Raw genomic sequence first — 26,094 nt, 5'->3', positions numbered from 1 at the left:
CCATCCGTGGAACAGGGCGCCTCCCAAACCCATCGACAAGCGACGCCGCTACTGCTCGATAAAGCCAGTCCGGGCGATGGAGTTCGACGAAAGCGCGGCCCTCGGACACCCACCGCTTCCCGAGAGTCCAGCCGGTGACGTCTGCGGCATGCAGCAGGGCGGTCGTGCCGGTGCGCGCCCAGGCGAAGGGGCGGCCGTGCCGACCATGAGCGTCCTCGACGCGTACGGTGAGGCGTTCGTCCACGTCGTCTCCGGCCGCCTCGGCCAGCAGACGGCCACCGGGCCGGACCAGGCCCCGCAGCCGTACCAGCAGTGCGACCGGGTCGCCGCCGATCCCCAGGTTGCCGTCCATCAGCAGGACGGTGTCCCAACTGCCTTCTCTCGGCAGGCGTTCGAAGACGGATCGCCGTAGTGCGGCTCCGCCGTGCCGTCGGGTCCGTGCGACGGCGGCCGGGCTGACGTCCACGCCCAGTGCCGCCACGCCGCGTACGGCCAGGGCGGCCACCAGGCGTCCCGGTCCGCAGCCGACGTCCAGGACGGGCCCGGTGCAGCGGCGCAGCACGTCGGTGTCGGCAACGCTGGGGCCGGCGCACCACCGCTCCACGTCCAGGGGAAGCAGCTCCGCCGCCCCGGGTGTGGTGGGCGCGATGCGGCGCAGGTACAGCGGTCCGTGCCCGGTGAGGAGGGAATGGGCGTAGGGGTCGTCCGTCCAGGGCCCGCCGGACTTCACGGGTGCGGGCGGCTCGTCGCGTGGCGGCTCGGTGCGCTGTGGCACGGTGACGACGTGGGCGGGCGGTGGGAGGACGGTCCGCGCATGCGGTCCTGCCACGGCCGGCCCGATCCGTTGCGCGACGGAGGGCTTCCTACCGGTTGCCGTGTCGCTCACCGGACGGCCTGCGCGAGTGAGGCCATGGCGGTGGCGAAGCGCGAGGTGCGCGGGTAGCGGCCGGCCACTGCGGCGGCGTCGGCCGCTGTGTCGACGTCCCGCGACAACGGCAGGTCACGGAACGCCGGTCCCGCTTGAGTCAGTCTCAGACGCTGGACGGCGCAGGTGCGATCGGTGGACATGGGCACGCCTCGTACGAGCGACCCGGCGCGGGCCGGGTCGGCCGGCCCCAAGGCCCAGAAGCCGCCGTCGGAGGCCGGGACGAAGCAGGCGTCGTGGCCACCCCGGCCGACGCCGGACAGCAGATCCGCGGTCAGCTGCGGGGTGTCCATGCCGACCAGCAGTGCCGGGCCGCCGTCGCAGAGACCGAAGGCACCCACGATCCGCTCGTCCAGGACTCCGGACACCTGCGCCGCCACCTCGAAGCCCGGCGGCAGCCAGGGACCGGGGGTTTCGTCGAGGACGAGTACCCGGCGCCGAACGGGGGCCCGGAGCAGCGTGTGGAGGGTGTCGGTGAGGGCTGCCTCGGCCAGGGCCGCGGCTTCCCGGGGCGTGTAGGGCGGGGTCAGCCGGGTCTTGACCTGACCGGGCACCGGTTCCTTGGCGAGGACCAGCAGCGTGGCCGGCCCCATGGCGGCGGTCATCGCGCGGCTCCTGCGACTCCCTCGGCTCCTGCGGCTCCCGCGACCGCCGCGGCCGGGCCGGTGGCCGGCGGCCCGGCAAGGACGGCGCGCATGTCCCGTACCGCCTGCCAGGTGCCCCGCCAGGTGCCGGTGACCTTGGAGCGGCCCGTACGCGGCTGGTACGGCACGTCCGTCTCCTGCACGCGCCAGCCGGCGTCGGCGCCGCGGACCACCATCTGCAGCGGGTAGCCGGAGCGTCGATCGGTCAGGCCAAGGGCCATCGGCGCGTCCCGGCGAGCCGCACGCATGGGGCCGAGATCGCGCAGGCGCAGACCGGTGCGGCGGCGGATCAGGCGGGCCGTCCAGGGCGGCCAGCCGGGCGTGGACGGGCCGGGCGCCGACGGCGGTGGGCCGGCGGCGGCCCATGACCAGGTCGGCCAGGCCGTCGAGGACGGGCCAGGCGACCTTGGGCAGCAGACCGGGGTCGAGGGAGGCGTCGCAGTCACAGAAGCAGACGACGTCGGCCGTGGCGGCGGTAGGGCCCGCGTGGCATGCGGCACCGAAGCCACGGCGTGGCTCGTGGACCAGGTGCGCGCCGAGGGAGCGGGCGATGTCGGGGGGACCGTCGGCGGACCCGTTGTCGACGACGATCGCCCGCCAGCCGGGCGGAATCCGTTGCAGCACCCAGGGCGGGGCATCGGCCTCGTCGAGGCAGGGCAGTACGACGTCCACGGGGACGGAGGAAGTCTCGATCACCCCACTCAGCCTACGAAACCAAAGCGGACATAAGGGATTTGGTGTTCTTACGGATCGCTGACGCCGTCGTTCCCTGCGGGAGGCGATCGTCTGCCCGGGAGCGGTCCGGCTCATCCCCGATCGCCGCCTTCCAGCCGCGCCCCGGAAGCGCTGTGGACCGTACGGCAGGGACCGTCACGGGCTCGTGAGCCCTCCCGGTGTCACCACGTCCACCGGTGTCACCACGTCCTCGCCGTTGCGCGACACCGCCACTGTCAGCAGCGTGAAGCCCAGTGCGATCCCCGGCATGGTGAACACGCCCGGCCGGAAGATGTGACGGTCGACGGACGACCAGCACGCGGCGAGCAGCACCAGCGCACCCGGCAGCACCCGGACCCCGTGCCGCCGCCAGAGCACCACGCACGTGGCGGGAGAAGCGACGGTGGCACGGTAGTGGGCCATGGCGTCCACGGGGCGGCCGGGCGGCTGTTCGCGACCGGCGACGAGTTGGGCCGGGCGGGCGTGTGCGGGCTGAGGCAACGCGTAGGACACACGTAAGACGGCGGAGCAGGATGTGCCCCGCCCTTGTTCACGACGGTGACCGCCGACCGCGGGCGAATCTCCGCACGGCCATCGACAGCACCGTCACCATGGCGACGGCCACCAGCGCGACCAGCCAGTTGCGCAGATAGTCCAGGGGCAGCACCGAAGAGTTGGCCCGCGGCCCCGGCCGCAACAGCACCGGCAGCGCCACCACCGTCAACGCGCCCGCGACCACCAGGGCCCCACGCACCGGCCCGCGCAGACCACCGCGCACCAGGAGCACCCCGACCAGCAGCACCAACGGCGCGATCAACGCGTCGTGCAGCACTACGGCCCCGCCCAACCAGACCAGCACGCCGCTCAGGTCACGGACGTCGATGAGCAGAGACACACCGACGCCCATGAGCGCCAGGCCGGCCGCACCCGCGAGGAATCGCGTCACCTTCATGCCAGCACCTCCAGTCGGCCCACCCACTTGGTCTGCAGCACGCCGGGACGGTTGGGGGCGATGAGCCGTGCCGGGTAGCCATGGTCGGGATCGAGGTCCTCGCCGTTCAGGCGCAGGGCGAGCAGGGTCAGGGGATCTCGGGCGTGCTCGTGGCCCATCTCCGACACCCTGTATCCGCCACGCAGTTGCAGTGACACCACCCGCACCCGCGCATGCTGCGGCGCTTCCGCCCGCTCCAGCAGGTCGACGACCCGCACGCCCGTCCACTGCGCGGACTTGCTCCAGCCTTCCACGCAGGCGATCGGCAGCCGAACCTCGTGCTGAGGCAACGCACTCAGTTCTTCCAGCGTCAAGGTGTACGGTCGCGGCCCGGCCACCACCAGTCGGTACTCCTCGTCCGCGATCCGGCCGACCCCGGCGGCCGCGGCGGTCCGGTTGACGGGCAGGGCCTGCGGGCCGCGGTCCGGATGGCGAGGCGCCAACAGGATCAGGCTCTTGAGAGGAGTGAAGGACTGGCCGACCGTGGTGAGGGTGACGGCACCCACGGCCGCGCCCACCGCGGCGAGCAGGGACCGACGTTCCGGACCGTCCTGAGCCGGCAGCGCGAGCGTGCCCGGCGACCGCCGGCTCCAATGCGTACGAATCTCGGGGGCCTTGACCGCGATGTGCAGGACGAGCGCCCCGACCACCAGCCACGCCACCGCGTAGTGCACCGGCACGAACGAGAACGGCCACGGATACCACTGGGCCGTGTTCAGCAGACCGGTCGCCAGCTCGAAGCCGGCGCCGCCGACGAGCACCGCGACCGACAACCGCTCCAGCGCGTGCCGGACCGACCGCAGAGGCGGCCACTCGAACAAGCGCGGATACACGGTCCACAGCTTGGCCAGCAGCAGCGGAATCGCCGCGATGCCGGAAGCGACATGCAGGCCCTGAGAGACCCGATATCCCCACGCCGGACGGCTCGGGACGTGGTCGGCCAGCCAGTGCGGCGGATGTTGCATGTAATGGCTGATCAGACCGGTGAGGAAGCAGACGACGAAGGCCGCCCCCAGCCACCGGCCGATCGAGGTCGCCGTGCGGGCGTCATGCAGCCTGCCCTTGAACACCGGCGGAGAGACACGCAGTTTCATGCTCTCCATCCCACCCGGCACGAGACCGTTCCGGAACCTTTGAAGTCTTACGGAGCGGGGACGTCTCCGGGCCGACGTGACCGTTGGCGGCGTAGATCCACGTACCAGCCAGCCGGTTACAGGACACACCGCGACCTCGAGGATTCCTTGGGCAAACCATGTGCCTGACCGCCCGACCATCCGTTACCGAGGGTCATAGCGCGTCGCCCGAGTAGCACGCCCCGGCCGAACCCGCACCGGTTCCCTCCAGTCCTGGCGGACCTCCGACGTCGGCGTCCACGTTCCCCGGCAGGATGGCGTCCCAACAGGGGCAACGCCGTTGCTGTCGCCGTCACGCCCGGCGTCAACGTCTCCGTCCTTGACCATCTTGAAGTCCAGCGTGTACGTCTGCACGGTGCGCGGCTGCTGGTCCCGCTGGAACCGACATCGTCGGGTCCGAAGACCGCGTCCACGAGAGCCCGTGCGCCGCACTCCACGGGGGCCACCAGGCGCACCAGCGGATAGCCGTACGCGGGGACCCTGCCGATGTGGTTGCGAGAGTGCCAGGTCACCGCTTCCTCACCCGTTCCCTGCACCGGCGGAACCCCCGCACCGCCCGTGCCGACACACGCCGAAGCGGGCGGCATCCGGCCATCCTGGCCCCGGACCCTCATCGGCTCCATGCATACCGGCAGATAACGACAAGTGGCCGGAGTACGCCCGGTTGCGCGGCTGATAGGAGCCGATCAAGGGGACCGGAGGGCCCTGTGCTCGGGGCGTCGCCCTCTGGTAGCCGCCCCGGCGTCCCCGCCGGAATCGGCATGTGCGCGTGGCATACGGGCGTGTGGGGGGCGCCTCCCGACGTGTCCGGATCAACGTCCTCGGCCCCGGTGGCCGTTGATCGCGCGCTGCGCCCCTGTCAGCATGACGGCGCTCACCGGTGGTCCGGCAGGGGGAACGCAGCCGGCCCCGATGTTTCGTTTTCCTGGCTCGACTACTCCAGGAGGAGTCTGTTCCGATGGTCCGATCTCGGATACGCGCAATCGTCATGTCGTTCGTCAGCGCGGCGGCGCTGGGGCTCGGGGTGCTCACCGCGGCGCCGGCAGCGGCCGCGCCGGCGCCGGCCAACCCGTCCGGACAGGCCGCAGCGGGCGGGTACTGGGCGTGCTCGGTCCCGGCGGGCAAGACCTACAGCAAGGTGGACCGCCGGCTGAACGTCTGCAACCCGAGCGGTTGGGGCTACAGCTACTACGTGGAAACCCCGACGGACAATCTCTGGGCGTGCACGGTCCCGTCGGGCTTCACCTACGACCGGAGCGACCGTCGGCTGAACATCTGCAATGCCCAGGGCTGGGGTTACAGCTACCGGCTGCGCGTCCCCAAGGACAACCTGTGGACCTGCACAGTCACGCCGGGCATGACCTATGACCGGGCCGACCGCCGGCTGAACATCTGCAATGCCCAGGGCTGGGGTTACAGCTACCACCTGCGCACTCCCAAGAGCGGTCTGTGGGCGTGCACGGTCCCGTCGGGCTTCACCTACGACCGGAGCGACCGTCGGCTGAACATCTGCAACCCGGAGGGTTGGGGTTACAGCTACCGGCTGCGCGCCTAGCTCCAGCAGGATTTCGCTGTCTGACCTGGGCTTTCGTCGGGTGGCGGGAGTGCAGCGGTATGTCGGTCGTTCGGGGGCGGTCTCACGGGGACCGCCCCTCGATCGTGCGACAACGCCGCAGGCAGTGACAGCGGCGGGCGACTGCTTGGCGTCGGCGGCGCCAGTTCGACCGGCTCAGCGCGTGGTGCAGGCCGCGGTGTCCGCTCAGGTGCGGGGGCCGGGGAAGACAAGCTGCCAGGAGTCGCCGAACCTCCGCCACTGCGAGTCCGACGGCCCCGGGCGTTTCACCTGTTCCGCCCCTCTTTCCCCGGCTTGGTGTGCCGTGGCGGCCAGGAAGGCGTGCGCGAGCATGGCCAAGGTGATGTGCCGATACCAGCCCACGTAGCGGCGGACTTCGTACTGGTCCAGGCCACATTCGTTCTTCGCGACCTGGAAGCACTCCTCGATCGCCCAGCGTGTGCCGTCGACCCGCACCAGCTCCTGGACGGTGACGTGTAGGGGTGCGTAGGCGAGGTGGTAGGCGATCTCGTCGGGCTTGCTGATGCTGCGGCGGGCCAGTGCCCATCGCATCCGGTGGGGGGCCTCGCCCTGGTAGTCGAACTCGGCGACGGCCGGCAGTCGCACCGCTGCCCAGTGGTAGACGCGGGGCCCCTTCGCTCCGTCGCCGCAGGAGATCTTCTCCCACGCTTCGTCCGGGGCCTGCGCGAACAGACCCTCGATGCGTGAACAGCGCACGCTGAACTGGGACTTGGGCACGGCCAGCACGTAGCCGACACCCGACTGCTCCAGCAGCCGGCGGAATCGGTTGTCCTGGCCGTAGGCGGAATCCGCGGTCACCCAGGCGATGGGCGGCGGCGAGGCGAGGGCCCGCAGCACCGTGCGCCGGGCCAGTTCGCCCTTGGTGGCGAACTCCCGCTCGTCGGGGACCCGTGCGGTGCGGCAGCGTTCCCGGTCCTCGGTCCAGGACTTGGGGAGGTAGAGCTCGCGGCCGACCAGAGCCCGGCCCAGGGTCGTGGCGTAGGCGGCCAAGACGCCGCGGTCGGCGTGATCATCCGGAGCGGCTTCTGGACAGGGCCCACGCGGCCGGGAGCGCGTCGGCCGGCGCGCGTATCTTCCGCCAACGGGTCGCGAGCGAGCCGTGTCCCACGGGCCGCTCGACCGTCCACACCGGGCCGCAGCGGGGATTGTCGGCCAATGAGCGCGCCGGCCCGCCATGCACGCGGACGTTCGGGGCGGCCGCTGCGGCCCCACTCGAAGACGAGACCGACGCCCCGTCACTGTCATCGGCGCGTCGCCGAGTTGAGTGGCGCAACCGTTGCTCGGGGCCGAGCCTGGCCGGCGCAGGACCGCGACGCCCGGAGCGATGAACAGCAACACGTGCCGCATCATGCGCAGTTCGCTCGGCACTGCCCGGCACCTCAACCACACCGCTCCACTGTGCGATTGTGAAGTGAAACGGACGGGCTTCGGCAACGCAGCGGTGTCGGCACCCCGCGTCCGGCCCCTGTGCACGACGGCACGCTCCTGACCAGTCGGTCCTCGGCCATATGTCGCCCTGTCGGGCGGGGATTGCGCACTGTATACCACTTGTCGCCGACGTCGAGCGCTGACTAGGCTCCCGCTCGACTTCACGCTTCAAGCACATTTTCGACACACGGGGGTTCGCCGTACCCGCCGTACGGCGTGGCCTCCCAGCCGTACGGGGGTGGGGAGCGTCGACGCGTCATCGATCCGCCGGCCTTTCGGCCGGCCCGCGCCGTCACAGGACGAGCACGCCCCCGGCGCCGAGCGGCAGCGCAGCACGGACCGGCCGGACCCGCACGGCGGTCCGCCCGGCCGGGCGCACCGGGACCTCAGGATCCTCTGGTGGATGAACGCGATCGACGGGCTCGGCAGCCAGGCGTCCGGACTGGTCCTCCCGCTGCTGCTCCTGGAACTCGGGCACAGCCCTGGTACGGCGGGTTCGCTGGCCAGCGCGGCCGCGCTGACCGGGGTCGTCCTCGGACCGCTCGTCGCGATACCGGCGGACCAGGGACGGCGGCGGCGGCTGATGACGGCTTCAGCGGCACTCGCGGCTCTGGGAACGGGGGTGCTGGCCCTGACCTGTCTGGGCCGCCCCGCGTTATGGGTCGTGGTGACGCTGGCCCTGACGGAACGCCTGTGCGCCGTGGCCTACGAGGCCGCGTCACGCGGCGCCCTGGTCCGCCTGACCACCACCGGCGAACTGCCCCGGGCGGCAGCCGGGATGCAGGTGGGCGACCAGGTCTCGCTCATCGTGGGCCCGGCGCTCGGCGGTGCACTCTTCCAGCTCGCCCGGCCCGTGCCCTTCCTGGCCGACGCGCTCTCCTACGCGGTGGCCGCAGTGGGGGTGCGGGCCATCCGCACCCCCCTGGACACACCTGCCGCCGGCCAAGGAGCAACGCCCGGCACCGGTCCCCGCCCGCGTGGGAAGCGGTCCGACCTGCTCGGCTCCGCGAGAGCCGGGGTCGTCACCCTCGCCGGATCACCGGTCCTGCGACTCGTCCTGGTCTGGACCTCGACGGCCGGGGGCGCGCTGACGCTGCTGTTCTACACCGCCTTGTTCCGGCTGGGCTCCGACGCGCGGAGCGCGGCGGCCGGTCTGGTCCTCGCCGCGTCCGGAGCCGCCGGTCTGCTGGGCTCGCTGGTGGCGGCCCACGCCGTGCGTCGGCTCGGTGCGACCCGGCTGCTGACCCTGGCTGCCTGGCTGCTGCCCGTGCCGTGCGGTTCACTGCTGTGGGCGGACGGTGCGCTCGGCTGGGGAGCGGCGTTCGCGGGGCTGTCCTTGCTGGTGCCGCTGATCACCGTGGTCCTGTCCAGCGTCGCCATCGCGTGCACACCAGTGGCTCTGCAGTCGCGGACCGCGAGCGTGCTCGGCTCGGTGTCCGCGCTGGCCGCGGCCGGTGCGCCTGCGCTCGCCGCGGCCCTGGTGACGGCCTGGAGTCCCCGCACCCCGGCGCTGCTGTGCACCGTACTGTTCGGCGTGCTGGCCGTGTACACACAGGTGAGAGCCCCCGGTGTCCTGCGTGCGGGCGTCGCGGCTGTCGCCGGGCGGGGGAACGCCGATGAGTGACGGCTTCCAGGTCTTCCTCGGCGTCCTGCCGGAGGTGTGCCCGCGCGACGGGCGCCGCATGGTGCTGACAGCTGACGCCGACGGCCGCTGCGAGGTGTTCGCGTGGGACGCGGCCACCCGCACGGCGCGGCAGGTCACCGAAAGCCCCGAGGGCACGGTGCACTGTGCGATCGACGCCGAGTCGTACGTGTGGTGGTTCGACGAGGACGCGGACGGCCTAGGGCACTGGTGGTTCCAGCCGTTCGACGGAGGCCCCCGGCTGCCCGGCCTGCCGGGGGCCCCGGCCGGGCGGCCGCGCGGCCTGGCCGTGACGGACGACGGGACGGTCGCCGCGGCGCTCGCACTCCCGGGCGGCGGCACGAGCCTGCTCCTGGGCCGGCGGAGCCGTGCCCCTCACGAGGTCCTCCGCGTCGCCGGGGAGGGGAGTCTCGGCGGCATCACCCCGGAAGGCGACCTGGTGGCTCTCGCGACGGTGTCCGACGGCGCGCCGACCGTCACCGTGGTCGCTTCCGGGGGCCGGGCCGTCGCGACGCTGCCGCACCCGGACGGCCCCGGCGGCGGATTCTGGTGCCGGGGCTTCTCGCCACGGCCGGGCCGATCGGAACTGCTGCTGGTGCACGAGCTCGACGACCGCTACGAGTTGGCGACGTGGACGGCGCGCCGCGGTCTGGTCACACACTCCTGGTGCCGCTTCGACACCGAGATCACGGCACGCTGGTACCCCGACAGCGACGAGGTGCTGGTGCGTCAGGAACGCCACGGCCGGTCGCTGCTGCACCGGGTGTCCCTGCGCGGCCGCACCCGCCGTGCCGTCCCCACTCCGCCCGGGAGCCTGCTGGACGCGGCCGCGCGTCCGGGCGGCGGGCTGCACTACCTGTGGACCGACACCGCCCACCCGCCCGTCCTGCGCGCGACCGACGGCGTCGCCCTGCCGGCCCCCGGACCGCTGCCGCAGGTACCCGGGCACCACACCGACCTGTGGACCCCGACGCCCGACGGCCCGGTCCACACTCTGCTCAGCCTGCCGCGCTCTTTCCACAGCCAGCTCACCGAAGCCGAACGCGGTACCGGCCCCCGTACCGGAGCCGGTGCCGCTCCACCGCCCGCCGTGTTCCTGGTGCACGGTGGGCCCGCCGACCACGACCGGGACGCCTACGACGCCACGGTGCACACGCTGGTGGCCTCCGGCTATGCCGTGGCACGCGTCAACTACCGCGGTTCGACCGGCTACGGCCCCCGCTGGCGGCGGGCCCTGGAGGCAGGTGTCGGCCACCCCCAGGTGGCCGATCTGGCCGCGGTACGAGCCGATCTCGTCCGGCGAGGGCTCGTCGACGACCGGGCCACGGCCCTGTGGGGGGTGTCCTGGGGCGCCTATCTCGTCCTGCTCGCCCTCGGTACCCGCCCGAAACTGTGGCAGGCCGGTGTCGCGGTGAAACCCGTCGCCGACTGGGTGACCGCCCACCGGATGACCACGCCGACGCTGCGTGCGCTGGACGTCCGCTGGTTCGGCGGCACTCCGGAACAGGTGCCGGGACGCTACGCCGACAGCTCGCCCCTCACCTTCGCGGCGGAGGTGAGGGCACCCCTGCTCGTCGTCGGCGCGGACCGGGACGTCAAGTGCCCACCCGAGCAGATCCGCAGCTATCTCACCGCGCTGTCCGCCGCGGACGTCGCCCACGAGCAGATGTGGCTCGACACCGGACACGACGGCTACGACGGCACGGCACACGTCGCGGTACTGCGCCGCTCCCTGTCCTTCCTGCAGACGCACCTGCCCGCACCGCGGCCCGCCACCCCCTCACGTCCCCCGGCACGTCCGGGAGGACCCCGGTCCCGCTGACAGACACAGCGGGACCGGGTCGTGCACAGCACAACCCGCTCGAAGACAAGCCCTGAATCCGAGAAGGAGGACGACCGTGCAGAAGGACATCATCCACAACGACCCGCTCGCCGGCGACGAGGAGAACCGCAAGCCCGGCATCGGGATCACCATCACCATCCCGTTCCGCAACGCCGCCGAGAGCGACGACGAGGAGTGACCCACGGCCCGGCCGACCCGACCTGACACGGGCCGGCCGGGCTCCCTCCACCGCGCCTCCCACCCCGTCGGCCGCCCGTGCCCAAGGAGCCCACCGTGCGTGTTCTTCTCGTCAACATGCCCTGGTCACCGATCGACCTGCCCTCACTGGCGCTCGGCATCCTGAAACGAAGCGTCGACGAACACGTCCGAGACGCCACGTGCGAGGTGCTGCACGCCAACCTGGAGTTCACCGACTGGATCACCAGCCGCACCGAGTTCACCGCCGAGGACTACGACTACTACGCCCTCTCCTCCTACTTCCTCGGCTGCGGTGACTGGATCTTCTCCTCGGCCCTCTACGACGACCCCGAGTGGCGGGAGCCGGAGTTCGTCGAGGTGATGACGCCGAAGCTGCGCCGGTCCCGGATGCGGATGACCCGGGAACTGCACCGCCTCGTACCGGAGTTCGTCACCGAAGTGGCCCGCCGCGTCGTCGATCTGCAGCCCGACGTGGTCGGGTTCACGTCCACCTTCCAGCAGAACACCGCCGCCCTGGCGGCGGTCCGGCACATCAAGCGCCTCGCCCCCCACATCGTGACCGTCATGGGCGGTGCCAACTGCGACGCCGAGCAGGGCGCCGCGGTCCACCGGAACTTCCCCTTCGTGGACTACGTGGTCCGCGGCGAGGGCGAGGACGCCCTCCCGCGTCTGCTGACCGCACTGCGGGACGGCGACCCGGCAGCCGCAGCCTCGATCCCGGGCCTGTGCCATCGCACAGCGGACTCCGCGCACACCGCCAACCCCATGCCGGCCGGACCGTTGCCGCCCGCGGCGATCCTGCCCCCCGACTACAGCGGCTACTTCGAACGCCTCGCGGCGTCCGTGGCACGCAACTGGGTCGAGCCGAAGCTGGTCGTCGAGGGCGCGCGCGGCTGCTGGTGGGGAGAGAAGCACCACTGCACCTTCTGCGGACTGAACGGCTCCTTCATGGAGTTCCGCAGCAAGAGCCCGGACACCTTCTACCGCGAGATCATGGACCTGGCGGAGCGCCACCAGGTGCTCGACATGTACGTCGTCGACAACATCCTCGACATGCGCTACCTGTCCACCGTCCTGCCCCGCATCATCGACAGCGGCTACGACCTGCGCATGCACATCGAGATCAAGGCCAACATGCGGCGCCCGCAGCTCCAGGTCCTGGCGGACGCCGGACTCATCTACGTCCAGCCCGGCATCGAAAGCCTCAACAGCCGCGTCCTCGACCTCATGGACAAGGGCGTCAGCGGCTGCCAGAACGTCCGCATGCTCCGCGACGCGGCGGAGACAGGGCTGTCGGTGTCGTGGAACTACCTGCACGGCTTCCCCGGCGAGACCGCAGAGGACTACGAACCCGTCATCCGCCAACTCCCCGCCCTGGAGCACCTCAACCCACCGGTCGACCTGTCCGCGCGCATCGCCATCGAACGGTTCAGCCCGTACTTCAAGCGCCCCGAACTGGGCTTCACCGGACTGCGGCCCGAGGAGCACTACCTGTTCACCTACGACCTGCCCGAGGCGGAACTGCACGATCTGGCCTACGTCTTCCAGGCCCCGGAGCGTGGCATCGCCGAGCCCACCGTGACCGTCCTCAACGACGGTATCGCCGCATGGAAGAAGCATCACACCGACGCCCGCCTGACCCACACCGACCTGGGGGACCGGATCGTACTGGTCAGCCGGCGGCCGTCCTTCGGCTGGCGGACCATGGAGCTCACCGACCCGCTGGCGACCGCGCTCTTCCGCCTCCTGGACCAGCCGCACACCGTCGTGGCGATGCACCGCAAGCTGACGGCGGCCGCCGAGTCGTCCGGGGGCGCGCGATGCACACCGCAGGACATCGAGGCTCTGCTGGAGGAGTGGGTCGCGCACGGCGTGGTGTTCACAGACGCGGGCCAGTACGTGCACATCGCCCCCGCCGCCGTGAACCAGGACCTGCTGCGTCTGGACTACATGCGGCACGCCCACACCCGCGACCGGACCACGGCCGGAACCGAGCCCGCACCCGCGCCCGCCTTGACCTGAGCGCCGGTCTCAGCACCTAGCGGCCACCCGACTCCCCGCCCCGGAAAGGACCGCAGATGACAGCCACCGCACCGGACCTCGCGATACGTGCCTGGCGCGACCTCGACCCGCAGGCCCGTGACCTGCCGGGCATGTCGCTGGGCCGCCTGCCGGTGACTCCGGTGACCCAGGACGCCGACCGTCTCTGGGCCCTCGGCGTACGTCACGCCGAACTGGACACGGCCGTCGACCTGTCCACCGACGATCCCATGGTCCATCGGCGGGCCGTCGCCCGCCTGTGCCTGGTCCGCGACCTCACCGCACGGGCAGTCTCCGTCGACTGGGACCTTCGTCTGTCGCCCCAGCAGTCGGATCACCAGTGGAAGGTCCTGTCCCACCTGCAGCCGCCCCGCTCGATCGCCGGTCTCGAGGAGGCCGGGGAGGCCCTGCACGCCTGGCGGACCCGGCACTACCTGTGCAAGCTGGTCTGGCGCCAGGGACCCGGGTTCGTCCAGATCCGTGACCGGCGCTGGGGGGACCTGCGCCGCTTCACGGCCGACGAACCCCGCTACCGGGAGGCCATCGCCGTTCTCGACCCGGGTGTGCACCACGCCGAGGTACCCGCCGACGTACTGGAGGAGTTCACGGCCGAACACCTCGTCCTGCGCGTCGGTGAGCTCGCGTGGTGGCTGCCGTACCGGGTCTCCCGCTGGCTCCAGGAGGCCATGGCCGTGTGAGGTCGCGGCCCTCTCGCACCGGTCCGTCCGAGGCCGGGATCCATGGGTGTGCGCAGCGGGGACGACGGCCCGTTGCGGGTGCGGGTCCCGGCCCCCCGGGGCTCCAGCGTCCGAAGGCTGGGAGCCATTCCCACGGACAAGACCCGCAGCCCCGCTCCGCGATCAGCGTGAGGCTGCGCGCTACCCCTCCGCCACCGGTTCGTCAGGTGGTCGGGCAGAGGCGACTGGGCGGCTCGGGCGGCCGCGTCCGGCCGCACGGCGGCCGCGAGCTGTTCGGCGATGTCCTCGACCAGCACCGGGTCGGGGCCGGTCCAGCTTTCGAACCGGCCGCCGATCGCCTGCTCCACGAGGTGCTCGGCGTCGTCGGCCGGAACGCCCCAGCGGCTGAGGAACCAGCTCAGTACCTGATGGCAGTGCCCGTACCAGCCGCTGCCGCAGCCGGTGCGGTCGGTGACGTGGAGTATCAGGTTGCGGGCGGTGCGGTCCCACAGGATGCGTTGATCGTCGATACCGGCCAGGTCCAGCGGGTAGGCCTCGAACCGCGAGGCCAGGCTCTCCAGCCACTCCCGCCACTCCCGCAGCGCCGCGGTCACCCGGTCGAGGGTCTCCTCCGGGGTCGTGACCGAGTCCTCGGGGCAGCACCAGCTCCCGACCGGCCCCCCGCAGAGCCGGACGTGTCCGACTCTCACAAGCGTTCCTCTGCCCGTTCAACTGGCCGCCCGTTCACGCCGCCGGGAAGATCGCCCCGGCCCTGGCGGTCGGCAACGCCGTGGTGGTCAAGCCGCGGAGCAGGCCCCGATGAGCATCCTGCGGATCGTCGAGCTGCCGCAGGACGTCCTCCCCGACGACGTGGTGCATGCACTGCCCGGCGGTCCCGGTGGGCACGGCCCCCGTCTCGCACCCGCTGGTCGGCAAACGGTCCTTCACGGGTGCGCCGGCCACGGGGTCCGCCGTCCTCCGGTCCGCCGCGGCCAACCTCCCCCCAGCGGTCATGGAGCTCGGGGAAGGAACGTCGTGATCGTGTTGGCCGACGCCGACCTCGACGCCGCGGTGGACGGCGGTTTCTTCAACCAGGGGGAGGCGTGCACGGCAGCCTCCCGGTTGCTGGTGGAGCGGCCCGTGTACGAGACGTTCCTGGCCCGGTTCGGCCCGGCGGTCGCGAGACTGCGGGTGGGCGCGAGCCGTTGCGTTCCCCGGACTGCTGACGACACCTCGCCGACCAGCCAGCCGAGACACTGTTGATCAGAAACTCATCGGGTTCACTCGTCGAGGACGTAGTGGACGTGTCGGGCGCCGAAGCATCCGCGCACGTCCCGCTCAGTCGGGCAGTTCGACTTCCCATGTGTGGTCTCCCGCCGCGCTGGCGATGATCTCCGCGGGTGCTTCGGGGTTCTGGGGGTCGAATCTTGATTCCACACGGTGGACCATTTCGTGGCTGGTCCAGGCTGGTGCTGCCGTCGTGTTGAACCGGCCGCCCAGCTTGCGACGGACCTTCCAGCGGAACTTGACCTCGTAGGAGCAGAGCCAGTAGCCGTTGGTCATGCTCACGCTGCCGGCGAATCCGGGCCTGTCGATGAAGGTGACGTGATCGGGGAGCCTGTCGATGGTTCCGTCCTCGTCGTTGTAGGGGGGACGGAAGGGACCGTCCGTCCTCCACGGGCGCCTGGGCACCGCCTTGGGACGGTAGTTCACCGCGTTCGGCGTGATCTGAGTGTTCCGGTCGGTGACCTCCTGCCAGAAGTCGTAGGCGTCCGCAGCCGGCCTTGTCATCCCGTCCGGTCGCTGCAGTGTCGCCTCCTGTGCGAAGTCGATGTCCTGGTTGCGGGCGAGCCACTGCGTTGTGGGGCCGGTGTAGCGGGAAGTGAACCGGAGGGTGGGGTTGCCGATCTCCTCCGCCTTCTCCTCGCCCTTCACCGACATCCCGGCTCTTCCGCTGCGCGTGGTCCTGGTCGCCTGCTGTCGCGGCGGCGGGCTGTCGCTCTGCTCGATGCCGGACTCCTTCCTGGTCCGCTTCGAGCCCGGCCCCGGGGCGGCCCAGGGAGCGCGGGGTCCGTGGTCGCGATGCGGGGGCGTGCTCTCGAAGGCGCGCGGGGGGTGCTGGTCCTGCCGGGTCGGGTCGTTGTCCTGGAGCCTGCCGGTGGGTGAACCGTCCGCGGCGGGTTCGGTCCTGGGAGCCGTCGGTGGCGTCGTGGTGGTGGTGTGCGTGTCTGCTGGTGCCCGGCCGGCTTCGTGTGTTGCGCCCCGGGGGCTCGGAGGCGGCGTTGCCCTGTTCCAGGACGCGGGGGTGGGCAAGCTGTTGAAGAGGTCGTTGTTGTGGAGGACGTTGCCGCGGAGGTCGGCGGCGAGGTGGCTGAAGCCGGCGCCGCTCCATTCCATGTGGAAGGGGCTCTCGCCGCCGGTCATGGTGACGGACACGGCGTTGTCGGTGGGCTTGTGTGTGACGGTGATGGTGAGTTCGTCGGGGAGACTGGGGCGGCTGACGACGAATGCCCTGACCAGAGGGCCGTTTCCGCTCTCGCGAACGATCGCGTCGCCGAGTCCGTCCCAGCGGCGTACGGATTCCTGGGCGAAGGCCCGGCCGAAGTCCTCGAACGCCTCGGCCGACGGCAGGCCGCCCCATTGTTCGGTGATGAGAGCGTCGAGCTGTCCTGCGGGGATCTGCTCGGCTCGCACGGGGATGACGGTGATGCCGTCCTCGATGCGCGAGGGGCCGGTGCGTACGAGTTTGGTGGGGGAGAGTGTGACCTCCCACTGGTCCTGGTTCAGGGCCGGGGCGTCGTGGCCCAGTTTCGTGTAGCCGGGCGGGTAGGCCATGGCCAGTTTGCCGTGGTCGCCGGGTACGTCGATCTCGAAGACGACGCGGTTGCCGGTGACGCCGTTCTTGGCCCACTCGGCCTGGAAGCCGCGGTTGTTGGAGGTGGAGGCGGGCAGTCGTTCGAAGAACTCGTCGGCCTGTGCTGTCCTGGGGTCCATGGAGACGCCGCGCCACACGGTCATGCGCTGGTTGGGCCCGTCGAACATGAGGTCGTCGGCGACCTTGTTGAACTGCCTGACCTTGTCGATCAGGCCCGGGTCGGCTTTGAGGACGCCGGGGTTGAGGAAGCCGCCGTACCCCTTCTTCGAGGTGAAGGCGCCGCCGATGACGCCTTGCATGAACAGCTTCACGTCGTTGTCCGTGGCCGCTCTGCCGAGGTGGTTACGGGCGGCGTGGGCTGCTGCGTCCCAGCTGTCGGCCGCGCCGCCGGTGAGGTGAGCCGGGCGTGCGGGCAGCGTGACGTTCGGTGCGGACGAAGAGACCAGGGCACCGGTGGCACGGTCGTAGACGTGCGCGCCGGAGGGTGAGGCGACCTGGATCCCGCTCTCGCCGGAGAGTCTCGCGGGCCAGATCGCGCCGGTGCCGGCCAAGGCGTGGGCGGTCTTGACCGTGAACCTGACCGAGGTGCCGGCGAGGGGACCGCCGGACAGGCGAACGGTCTGATCGGCCAGTCCGATCCGCCCCATGCGTCGGAAGGTCCAGGAACGCAGCACGGTGTCGCCGCCGACGGCTTCCAGCTGTCGTACGACGAATTCCCTCGGGCCGGTCTTCTCGACGGTGAACAGCCCGGATCCGGCCGCGCTGCCGTGTAGTTCCGGCTGTGCGCCGCGCGGGGCCCTCACCGCCAGCTCGTGACCGCCCGGGACCGGGACCCGCACGGCATCCCGCTCCTTGAGGAGATCGTCGAAGGACGGACCGGCGTTCTCGGCCGGAGTGCGAGCGGCCTCCGGGGGCAACGGAGTACCGCTTTCCGGTGTGGTCGAGGGGGCGTGCGTCGGCGCGGGCTCGGGGATGTGCGTCGAAGGTGCGGCGCTACCCTCCCGGACGCGGTTCATGTACTCCTCGTCGGCCGCGGAGTCCTTCCGCGTGCGCGACATGGGTTTCCGGTGGGCGTCGTTGCCGTGCGTGTCGTCGAGGCGCAGGTTCGCCAACCGCTCCCGGGGCCGCGAGGGGGCGTCCGTCTCCGAGGACGTAGGGGCTGTGTCTCGAGCGTCGTCCCTCTCGGCGTCCGAGGGCATGCCGAACCGGGCCTCGGGGCGCTCGTGGTCGGGGCGCAGCAGGTGGGGGTCGTGCCTGCCGGTGCCCGTGAGCCGGGCCTCGTCCCGGTCCGCGGCGCTTGCCCAGACCCGGGTGTGCGGTGGAAGTCCTGCCGGGGGGCGGCCGGGCACGGCCGGGTGCACGGTTCCGCCGTGGACGTCGATCCAGAGCAACTGGTGGTCGTCGGTGTGGACCAGCGCCCAGTCGTGGCCCACCCTGCCGTGATCGCCGGCCAGTACCGTCGCGAAGCTGCCCGGGCCGCCGTCGCGGACGGTGCGCAGCACGGTGTCGAAGCCGTCGATCCCCTGGCCGTAGCTCAGCGGTTCGTCGTGCCGTTTGTACACCGTCCAGGCGAAGCCGTGTTCGGGGCCGTCTCCGGCGAGGATGCCGGCGGCCCGGGCGCGGCCGTACCAGGTGTCGCGGTACGCCTCCACCGTCTCACCGCAGTTGGGGCCGGCGAAGCCGCGGGTGATGGCGGACAGCAGCGACCGGTCGGGAGCGGCGAACCGGCCCAGCGCGGCCGCCCGCTCGCGTACCAGCCGGTGCTCCTCGGGACGCGGCGGAATCAGGCCGCGATCGCGTAGTACCGCGTCGGTGTTCTCGTGACGCGTGGTGCGCGGGCGCTTGACCGGTTGGCCGGCCCCGGCCAGCTGGTCGGCGCGGCGCTTGCGGAGGGGCGGTGCCGGCTCGTCGGTGGGGGGCGCTTGGCGGGGTGCTTCCGCTGGGTGCTGGGTGGAGGCCGAGCGCGGGGTCGTCGGGGCGTCGGCGTCCTCGGCGAGGGCTCCGGTCCGCATCTCGGTGGCCTCGGTGGCGGGATGCTGGGTGGCGTCCGACGTCTTGGCAGCGTCCCTGGCCTGCCTGGCCTGCCTGGCCGGCTCGGCCGCTTCGGGCGTGTCCGCCGGGTGCTCGTCTCTGTCCTGGAGCTTCACCTGCTGCGTGGTGCCGCCGCCGTTCTTCGCCGTGTCCGTGTCCTGGGGGTGGTCGGTCGGCGTGGGCGACGGCGACTCGATGGTGATGGTCACCCTGTCGGGTGCTCCGGTCCGGTCCTGGTTGGCACGTGAACGGGGGTGCACGGTGATGTCCGCGTCCTTGACGAGGGCGTGATCGTTGCCCTGGAGCTCCGTCAGGTGCCGTTTCAGCGAGGTGCGGAAAGTGTCGGTGACCGCCTTGGCACGGTCGGCCCCGAGGCTGAGCGATCTACCGAAATGCGGCACGTCGTCGAGGTTCACCTGCGCGTGGCCGTCGACGGTGACCTCGGGCAGCGGGTCACTGTTGCGCGCGGCGCGCACACCGAGCTCGGCGACCCTTGCGGCCACTGCGTCGACGGCCGTGGAGGGGTGCTCGCTCAGCTGTGCCGAGCCGTGGTCGAAGGCGACGTCATGGTGTTCGGTGCGGGTCGCGGCCGGCAGGGTGACCTCCGCTCCCTCGGGCGATGGGTGCGGGCCACCGCCGAGCGGTGTCCCTGTGGTGTGCTCCGGCGGCGCGCTCGGGCTGGTCGGGGGTTTCGGGCCCCGGCTGGCGTCGTAGTGGTCGTGGCCGTTGTAGTACACGTCGACCGTACGGCCGGGCTGCTCCGGGCCGACCGGCCGTAGAAGTACCGTGCGATCGCCGGTCGACTGGAACGTACGCAGCCGTATGCCGAGGGTGTGGGCCACCAGGGCGGGGAACATCTCGCCTTCGTCGGTGTTCCAGGCGTCGTCCCAGTTCTGCAGGGCATGGATCAGGGCCTGGTGTTCCGTCTGCGTCAGCGGCTGGCGCAGAGCCGAGTCGACGACGGCGCCGCGCAGCTGGTCGGCGTTGTCGATGTGGTCCAGGGGCAGCGGACCGGAGAGCCCGGTGACGTGGTCGAACTGCTTCTGCGGTGACAGGGCGCTGTCTGCGAGTCCCCAGTTGCCCCGGCTGTCCGTCGTCTCCGGGACTTCGTCGGCCGCCTGCCTGGCCGCCACCCGAGGTGCGAGGCGGTGCGGTGCACCCATCAGCTCCTGGGTCCGCGCTTCGACGTAGAGGTCGCGCAGCGTCCGCGGGTGGAGCCAGTCCGGGTTCGTGACGTGGTCCACGCCGTGGCCGGCCAACCGATCACGCAGCGCGTCGAGGTTCTCGGTCCGCAGTTGCTGCCAGAGCTCGTCCTCCTGGCTGCGACGGTACAACTCCGTCACGTCGAAGGGGAGTTCCGCGGGAGGGGTCTGCTGTACGTGATGCAGGACCATCCGGCGCAGGGCTTCCGCGCTGCTGCCCAGGGCGGTGTCGGATCCGACGGTGGAGGGTCCTTCCTCGATCTCGCGCAGGACGGCCCGGTGCTGGGCGTGCGCGTTCTCGGACAGCTCCGGGGGCCAGTGCTCGGGCGGGGTGCTCGCCAGGACGGAGTACAGCAGGCACCGGCCGTCACCCGGCACGCGCAGACGGGGTGCCGGCGCCACCGTGGACTCCTGCGATCCGGCGCCGGTGCTGTGCACGGTGCCGGTGGGCGACGCGTGCTCCGTCGAGACGGTGCTCTCGCCGTTGTTGACACCCTTCGAAGGCTGCGAGACGTCGTCCTCGTTCTGCGGCGTGTCCGGTGTTCTGCGGGTGGAGTCGGCCGCCGTGAACGACGTGGTCTCCTCGTCGCTCTTCTTGGCCGCCCAGTAGTAGACGTGCCCGTCGGTGTCCGCCGTGTTGCCGTACGTGCCGTTCTCGTCGTACTTCTGCGTGGTCAGCCGCACCGACTGCCGCATCAGCACCTGGGGACCCTTGAGCGTGGCCTTGCCGGGCTCGGTGGCCGCCTTGCCGTGCGGCACGGTCGGGGGCGTGAGCGTCCGGGTCGGGACACCGGGCTTGTGGGTCACCGGGGACGTGCTCTCGAACGTCTCGTCGCGGCCCGCCTTCACGGCGCCGGTGGGCAGCGAAAAGACGAATGTGGGGTCCTTCGTGATGACGAGGCCGGCCAGGGGCGTGAAGGCGCCGTTCCGGCCGGTGGTGGCCGTCGTGGAGGATTCGTGCTCCGTCGAGACGGTGAGAGCGTCGCTGCCGCTCTCACGCGTGGAGACTTCCTCCGCCTCCCCGGTGGGACGCAGGTGCAGCTCCAGACCGGTCCTGCCGTCGCTGCCGATCGGCACCGTGCGGTAGCCGTTCGCGGGGTCCTTGAGCTGGTGGAGGACCGTGGACAGGGTCTGCGGGGAGAGTACCTGGCGCAGCGACACCTGCTGCTCGAGCGGCATGAGCTGCTCCCTGACCAGGGGGCTGGTGCTGCCGTCCAGGCGGGGGTCGGCGTAGAAGGACTTGATCAGCCTGGTGGCGGCCTCGAGTGTCATGTCCCCGGCCCAGTGGAGGAAGGTCGAGGCGGTGTTCAGTGCCTCGTGGAGGCCGTGCCCGAGCATGGCGAAGCCCCTGGACGCGCCGAACACGTTGTCGCGGGGCGAGGTGAGCCCGCCGTAGTCGTTGCCCGTGGGTCGGTGGAAGACCGTGAGCGCGTCGCCGCGGGGCGAGGTGTGCAACCCGTAGACGCTGTCCGTGGGCTGGCGGAAGGCTGCGGGCAGGGACTTGACCGCCGACACGGCGGAGCCCAGCGTCCCGTGCAGGGCCGACGCCGCCCTGCCGAACACGCTGTCGCCCTGCGGGCGGGGCGCGGTGAGCAGTGTCTGCGCGTCGTCGAACAGAGCGTCAGGGTTGTCGAAGCCCACGAGGTCGTGTGCGGAGTCCAGCGACGCCTGCCAGCGGTCCCGTTCGGCCAGGGAGGCGGTGCCGGGTTGCCCGCCGGTGGCGTCGCCGCCGTCGAGGGGCTGCGGCGGCCGAGGCCGCTGGTGCGGCTGCTGTCGCTGCTCGTGTGCGGCGGCCGGTTCGGCGGTCTCGGTGAGCGACTTCGGTACGTGGACGTGGACCCGCCATGGCGGGTCCACGGGCCGGGGCTTCGCCGGGTCGACGAAGCGTCCGTGTCCGGTGCGCTGGGTCACGGTGACCTCGAAACGCATGCGGGTGCCGAACTTGACCGTGTCGCCGAACTTCGACGTCGTGTGCTCCGTCTTGGTGGTGACACCGGTCTCGGCGCTCTTGTTCCAGCCGCTTTGGGCGCTGAGGGAGGGCGCCCAGCCGACGCTCCCGAACCAGCCGGCGTCCTCCGTGGGCGCATAGGACAGGCGTAGGTTGCCGTCGCTGCCTGCCGACCAGTCTCGTCCCGCGCTGCCCTTCACGGTCTGCGAGAACCCGACCTTGCGGGTGGTGTCCCCGGTGGAGTGGTCGCCCTCGTCGGCCCATGCGCGCAGCGGGACGGCGCGCACCAGGACCTGGGTGATCACGCGCTGGGTGCGGGACTCGTGGACGTGGTGGTCGAGGATGCCCCGGCCCACCAGGTCGTCGTAGTTGGCCGACAGGTTCTCCGGCGAGAAGGTCCCGGCGAACGGCAGGGCCGTCTCGGGCACGTCGGCGGGCTTGTCCAGCTTGCGGATCTGCCGGTCGATCTCGCCGAGAATCTCGTCGGACTTCGGGATGTCGGCGATGGCGCCACCCAGCAGTCCGGAATCGAGCAGCGGCGCCCGGCGCGCCGCGGAGGAATCCGGTCCGGTGTCGGGCGTGCGCAGGTCGTCGTGGGACAGGAGCACCAGCACCTGGTGCTCGCTCGTCTGCGGTGCGCCGAGGGTGACGATCCCGTTCGCGTCCGTGACGCGGCCCTGGACGGTGACGTCCGCGACGGCCTCGTAGACGTGCCAGGTCCCCTTGTACGCGGCCTTTCGCGAAGTCGTCGTCTTCTGGTTGACGTTCTCGCCGCTGCTGCGGCCGATGCCGCCCTTGATGATCTTGGCGCCACCGCGTACCTGCAGCGATGGAGCGGCGCTGTCCTGCGACGGGTGGCGAGCGGGGTCGTAGCCGATCCCCCCCTTGATCCCCCGGGAGACCTTGTCCGCCACGGTGGTGGAGGTGCTGGATGTGGTCTCGATTTCCAGTTCGCCCTCGCCGGGCAGTGTCTCGCGGAACTTGAAGTTGCTCAGGCGGGTCCGCGTCGACAGCCCGATGGTGTCGCGATTGCGGCCCGAACCGACCTGTTCGTCACCGCTGTTGGCCCATCCGCCGTGTGAGGCGGAGACCATGGAGCGGAGGTGTTCGTCGTCGGTCATCCCGTCCAGGGCCTTGTTCAGGTCGGGTACGCCGGGGTGCCTTGCCCCCTCCCGGTCGTCGGTCCGCCCAGCCGCCGTCCCGACCGCCTCGGAGACGGCCTGCTTCGCCCTCAGGAGCGTAGCCGTCGCGGACGCTTCGGTCTTCTTCTCGAAGGCGTCGACCAGCGACTGCCTCGCCCTGTCCCGGAAGAGGTCCGAGGCGGTGACGTGGCGGATCGCGTGACGCTGCGGCAGCACGTCCAGCTCGGGATTCTCGGGTGGCGCCTGGCCGCCGGGGGTCTTCGGTCCGCGGGCGACTTCGACGGTGAGGCGGCCGTCGGGCTCCACCTGCCCGACGTGCTGCGACGAGGGAGAGACGGTGGACAGGCGCGTGGTGGGCCGCTCAGGGTCCTCGACGCCGATCATGACGTGGTACGTGACCGGGTGGGCGTAGGTGTCGGCGTCCGTCTCGAGGGTGAACTGCCGCTTCACCTCGGTCTCGAAGCCCACGGTGATTCCGTGCGAGGGGTTGTGGGCGGTGACGTCGAGGCCGCCGATGCCGAAGCCGCGCGTCACGTCCGAGTGGTCCAGCGAACTGCGGATGTTCGCGGCGAGGTTGAGGACGTGCTTGGAGCTGCGGGTGACGGACTTGTCCGCCCCGGTCGTGCGGGTGCTCACGGTTCTCGTCGTCGACTTCGCGGAGCCCACGTGAACGCCCTCGGACGGCTCGGCCTTGATCAGGATCTCGTGGGCCCGGGCGCTGCCCAGCAGCCGGGGAAGGTCCAGCGTGATCCGGTACGTGCCCTGGAGGAGCTTCGGCCCGGCGCCCCGCAGCTGTGAGGGGGCGAGCTGCCAGCGCAGCGAACGCAGGTTCTCCCACGCCTCGGGGGTGATCCGGGCAGGGCCCGCGGTGCCCTCGCCGTGCGGGACGGCGGTGCCGGGGTGGATCGCCTCGGGGGGCGGCAGCACGCCGGGGGAGCTCTTCCACATCTCGCGCACGATGTGGTCCTCCAGTTCCGGCGAACCGGGGAAGTGCAGGAACGTCGTGCGCTGGGCCGTGACCGGGCTGGTGAGCCGGTTGGGGTCGAGCGGCGGGTGGTCGCCGGTGGTGGCCGGTGCGGGCGTTTCGTGCGGGACGGCGCGCACCACCTCCCCGTGCTGTGGCCCGATGGTGATGGAGACGTGGTCGCCAGGGTGCGGCGACTGCTGCCGGGCGGGCGGCGGGGTGTGGTCCCCGATCCTCGTGGTGCTGGTGCTGTGCAGCCCGTCGAGCCCCAGAGACCACTGGCTGCGTATCAGATGGAGTCGGAACCGTACATGGGTGGCGACCAGTTGGGCCGTGCCGGACCGCTCGTGACTGGACTCGGTGCCGACGGTGTTCTTGCCCGTGGCCCCGTGGCTGAGGCTGCTCGTGCCCGTGTAGCCGGCGGTACCGGTCAGCCAGGTGGATCGGAATCCGTCGTCCGCCTTCCACACCTCGCCGGTGGCGCCGACGCTGAGGCCCAGCGACCAGGAGCTGTTCTCCGTGCGGCTCTGACTGTGCTCGCCCGACCACTTGGAGCCCAGGGTGGCCTTGCCGCTCACGGTGTGCAGGGTGCGCGACTCGTCCGGCTCGACCGTCAGGTGCAGATGTGCCGTGCTGCCGTCGCTGAGGGTCAGCGGCTTCGACAGCAGGCCCCGGCCCGAGGCGTGCTCGAACTCGTCGATGACGTGGGACGGCTGGAAGAAGTCCTCGATGTCCTGGTGCGCGGTGCCGTCCGGGCGAGCCTCGCGCGGAAGCTCCTCGTAGACCGCGTCCCGCGCGGTGTCGAGCCCGGTGATGGACACCGGGTGGCCCGAGGCGGGCTTCGGTGTCCGGGAGAGCGTGGAGGCGGACTCGCCCGGCTGGTCCGCCCGGGCAGGGTCCCAGCCGTTCCAGGTGTCCGGCCTGCCGCCGATCGGGTCTTCGGGACGGGGTACGTCGGCGCGGACCGTGCCGGTGAGGGGGGTGTCGGCGCCCGCCGCGTCCAACCGGATGCCCTGGTCGTCCGTGACCTCGACCCGGTACGTGAAGTCGGAGGTGTAGCTGTCCGTCTTTGCGGTGAAGGCGAACTTGTTCGCCGTCTGCGACGACGACTTGACCGTGGTCTCGCGGTCGTGAATGGCGCCGCCGACCTTCCCGGACGGGGTGACGAGGACGGACAGCCCCTCGTCTACGGGGGGGATGTAGGTCGGCGGGAATTCCAGTCCCGCCTGGGAGGAGGACATGTCCACCTTGCGTGGGGTGGGGGTGTACGCCGGCTCCGACCGCACGTCGAAGCCTTCGCCGTCGTTGTCCTTGGCCACGTCTGTCGTGGTGTCCCGACGCCAGGGGGAGCTGCTGGCCTCCACCTTGACCTCGTAGGGCCTGCCGTCCACGTGCACGGTGAAGCGCCATCCGCCGTTGACCATCGGGCCGTGCTGCTCGCGGAAGTTGGCGGGGTCGAGGGCCGCGTCGAGGCGTTGTGTGACGGAGATGTCCTTGCCGTGGCCGCCTAGCAGCGTCTCGATCCGCTTGCGCACGCCGTCGGGGCCCGGGTCCCCGGTGATCTTCTTTCCCGAAACGGAATCGGGTCCGCCGGTTGCGCTGCGCTCCAGTACGGCAGGCGGCTGGGTACGTGCTTGCTGCCGGGCGGGGTCGGTCTGGTCGTCGTCTGACCGGTCAGGCTTCGTGCCCTCCTCGAGGAGATGCTGGGCGACGGACGGCCGGTCCGCCTGGTCCGGGTGGCGCGGCTGTTCCTCGTGCGGCCGCCCCGAGTCGGTGACCGGCTTCGCCTTTTGCTCGCCGGTGCCGTGACCAGGGGTGCGCTGCTGCAACCGCTCCGGGCTGTCCGTGTCGGCAGTCGAGTCCGTCCGGTCGTGCAGTTCGCGTTCGCGGTTTTCCGTAGCTTCGTTGTGGGGGTCGAGGTGCTGGTGCGGCGCCGCAGGCCCGGGATCAGAGTTGGTCCGCAGACGGTCCAGCCGGTCGCGTAGGTCGGCGTACCGGCGCTGTTCCTCCGAGTGAGAGCGCGGGCGGGTCTCGGTCTCCTGAATGGCGCGGGTGTGGGCGTCGCGCTGGTCCTTGGGTATCCCGGCGGTGCGCGCGGCGCTG

13 protein-coding genes and 2 pseudogenes are annotated in these 26,094 nt (G+C 71.4%); 7 read left to right on the top strand and 8 right to left on the bottom strand.

From position 1 onward, the window contains the following. The 6 genes and pseudogenes from I3F54_RS30335 to I3F54_RS30310 form a co-directional block, all read right to left on the bottom strand. A partial coding sequence (locus I3F54_RS30335; protein WP_374205987.1) for a class I SAM-dependent methyltransferase occupies window positions 1–829 on the bottom strand: 829 nt, incomplete at its 3' end. A gap of 53 nt (window positions 830–882) precedes the next feature. Then, window positions 883–1,530, bottom strand: coding sequence for a DUF2064 domain-containing protein (locus I3F54_RS30330; protein WP_240122131.1), 648 nt, complete (start codon window positions 1,528–1,530; stop codon window positions 883–885). After that, window positions 1,527–2,241, bottom strand: a pseudogene (locus I3F54_RS30325) (glycosyltransferase family 2 protein). The gene I3F54_RS30330 and the pseudogene I3F54_RS30325 overlap by 4 nt, the downstream one beginning before the upstream one ends. A 198-nt stretch (window positions 2,242–2,439) precedes the next feature. Next, on the bottom strand, window positions 2,440–2,796 hold the full coding sequence (locus tag I3F54_RS30320; protein ID WP_240122130.1) for a hypothetical protein: 357 nt from the start codon (window positions 2,794–2,796) through the stop codon (window positions 2,440–2,442). Between the two features lie 37 nt (window positions 2,797–2,833). Continuing rightward, window positions 2,834–3,235 (bottom strand): hypothetical protein, encoded by a 402-nt coding sequence (locus I3F54_RS30315; protein ID WP_240122129.1) that lies wholly within the window; start codon window positions 3,233–3,235, stop codon window positions 2,834–2,836. Next, window positions 3,232–4,377 carry a molybdopterin-dependent oxidoreductase gene (locus I3F54_RS30310; RefSeq protein WP_240122128.1) on the bottom strand — a complete coding sequence of 382 codons (1,146 nt, stop codon included), beginning with the start codon at window positions 4,375–4,377 and terminating at the stop codon, window positions 3,232–3,234. The genes I3F54_RS30315 and I3F54_RS30310 overlap by 4 nt, the downstream gene beginning before the upstream one ends. A gap of 1,018 nt (window positions 4,378–5,395) precedes the next feature. Here I3F54_RS30310 and I3F54_RS30305 point away from each other — a divergent pair. Beyond that, complete coding sequence (locus tag I3F54_RS30305) at window positions 5,396–5,962, top strand: hypothetical protein (protein WP_240122127.1); 567 nt, start codon at window positions 5,396–5,398, stop codon at window positions 5,960–5,962. A 204-nt stretch (window positions 5,963–6,166) separates the two neighbouring features. Here the strand turns inward: I3F54_RS30305 and I3F54_RS30300 are convergent, their stop codons facing one another. Further along, complete coding sequence (locus tag I3F54_RS30300; RefSeq protein WP_275677087.1) at window positions 6,167–7,177, bottom strand: IS701 family transposase; 1,011 nt, start codon at window positions 7,175–7,177, stop codon at window positions 6,167–6,169. 655 nt (window positions 7,178–7,832) lie between these two features. Here I3F54_RS30300 and I3F54_RS30295 point away from each other — a divergent pair. From I3F54_RS30295 to I3F54_RS30275, 6 genes and pseudogenes are all read left to right on the top strand, one after another. Beyond that, on the top strand, window positions 7,833–9,053 hold the full coding sequence (locus I3F54_RS30295) for an MFS transporter (RefSeq protein ID WP_240122125.1): 1,221 nt from the start codon (window positions 7,833–7,835) through the stop codon (window positions 9,051–9,053). Beyond that, window positions 9,046–10,893 carry an alpha/beta fold hydrolase gene (locus I3F54_RS30290; RefSeq protein WP_240122124.1) on the top strand — a complete coding sequence of 616 codons (1,848 nt, stop codon included), beginning with the start codon at window positions 9,046–9,048 and terminating at the stop codon, window positions 10,891–10,893. The genes I3F54_RS30295 and I3F54_RS30290 overlap by 8 nt, the downstream gene beginning before the upstream one ends. A gap of 76 nt (window positions 10,894–10,969) precedes the next feature. Then, window positions 10,970–11,092, top strand: a complete 123-nt coding sequence (locus I3F54_RS32240; RefSeq protein ID WP_266720057.1) for a hypothetical protein — start codon at window positions 10,970–10,972, stop codon at window positions 11,090–11,092. A gap of 95 nt (window positions 11,093–11,187) precedes the next feature. Next, window positions 11,188–13,134: a RiPP maturation radical SAM C-methyltransferase gene (locus tag I3F54_RS30285; RefSeq protein WP_240122123.1), complete on the top strand. Its 1,947-nt coding sequence runs from the start codon at window positions 11,188–11,190 to the stop codon at window positions 13,132–13,134. 56 nt (window positions 13,135–13,190) lie between these two features. Further along, window positions 13,191–13,850, top strand: coding sequence for a DUF5825 family protein (locus I3F54_RS30280; RefSeq protein ID WP_240122122.1), 660 nt, complete (start codon window positions 13,191–13,193; stop codon window positions 13,848–13,850). Window positions 13,851–14,589: 739 nt separating this feature from the next. Then, window positions 14,590–15,092 (top strand): annotated as a pseudogene (locus tag I3F54_RS30275) (aldehyde dehydrogenase family protein). 75 nt (window positions 15,093–15,167) lie between these two features. On the opposite strand, the gene I3F54_RS30270 reads toward I3F54_RS30275, so the two are convergent. Then, a complete protein-coding gene (locus tag I3F54_RS30270; protein ID WP_240122120.1) occupies window positions 15,168–25,820 on the bottom strand; it encodes a toxin glutamine deamidase domain-containing protein in 10,653 nt (3,550 codons plus the stop codon). Window positions 25,821–26,094: the final 274 nt, after the last annotated feature.

The organism is Streptomyces sp. MUM 2J (genome assembly GCF_022414535.1).
GTDB lineage: Bacteria > Actinomycetota > Actinomycetes > Streptomycetales > Streptomycetaceae > Streptomyces.
This window is presented reverse-complemented; position numbering and strand designations above follow the sequence as displayed.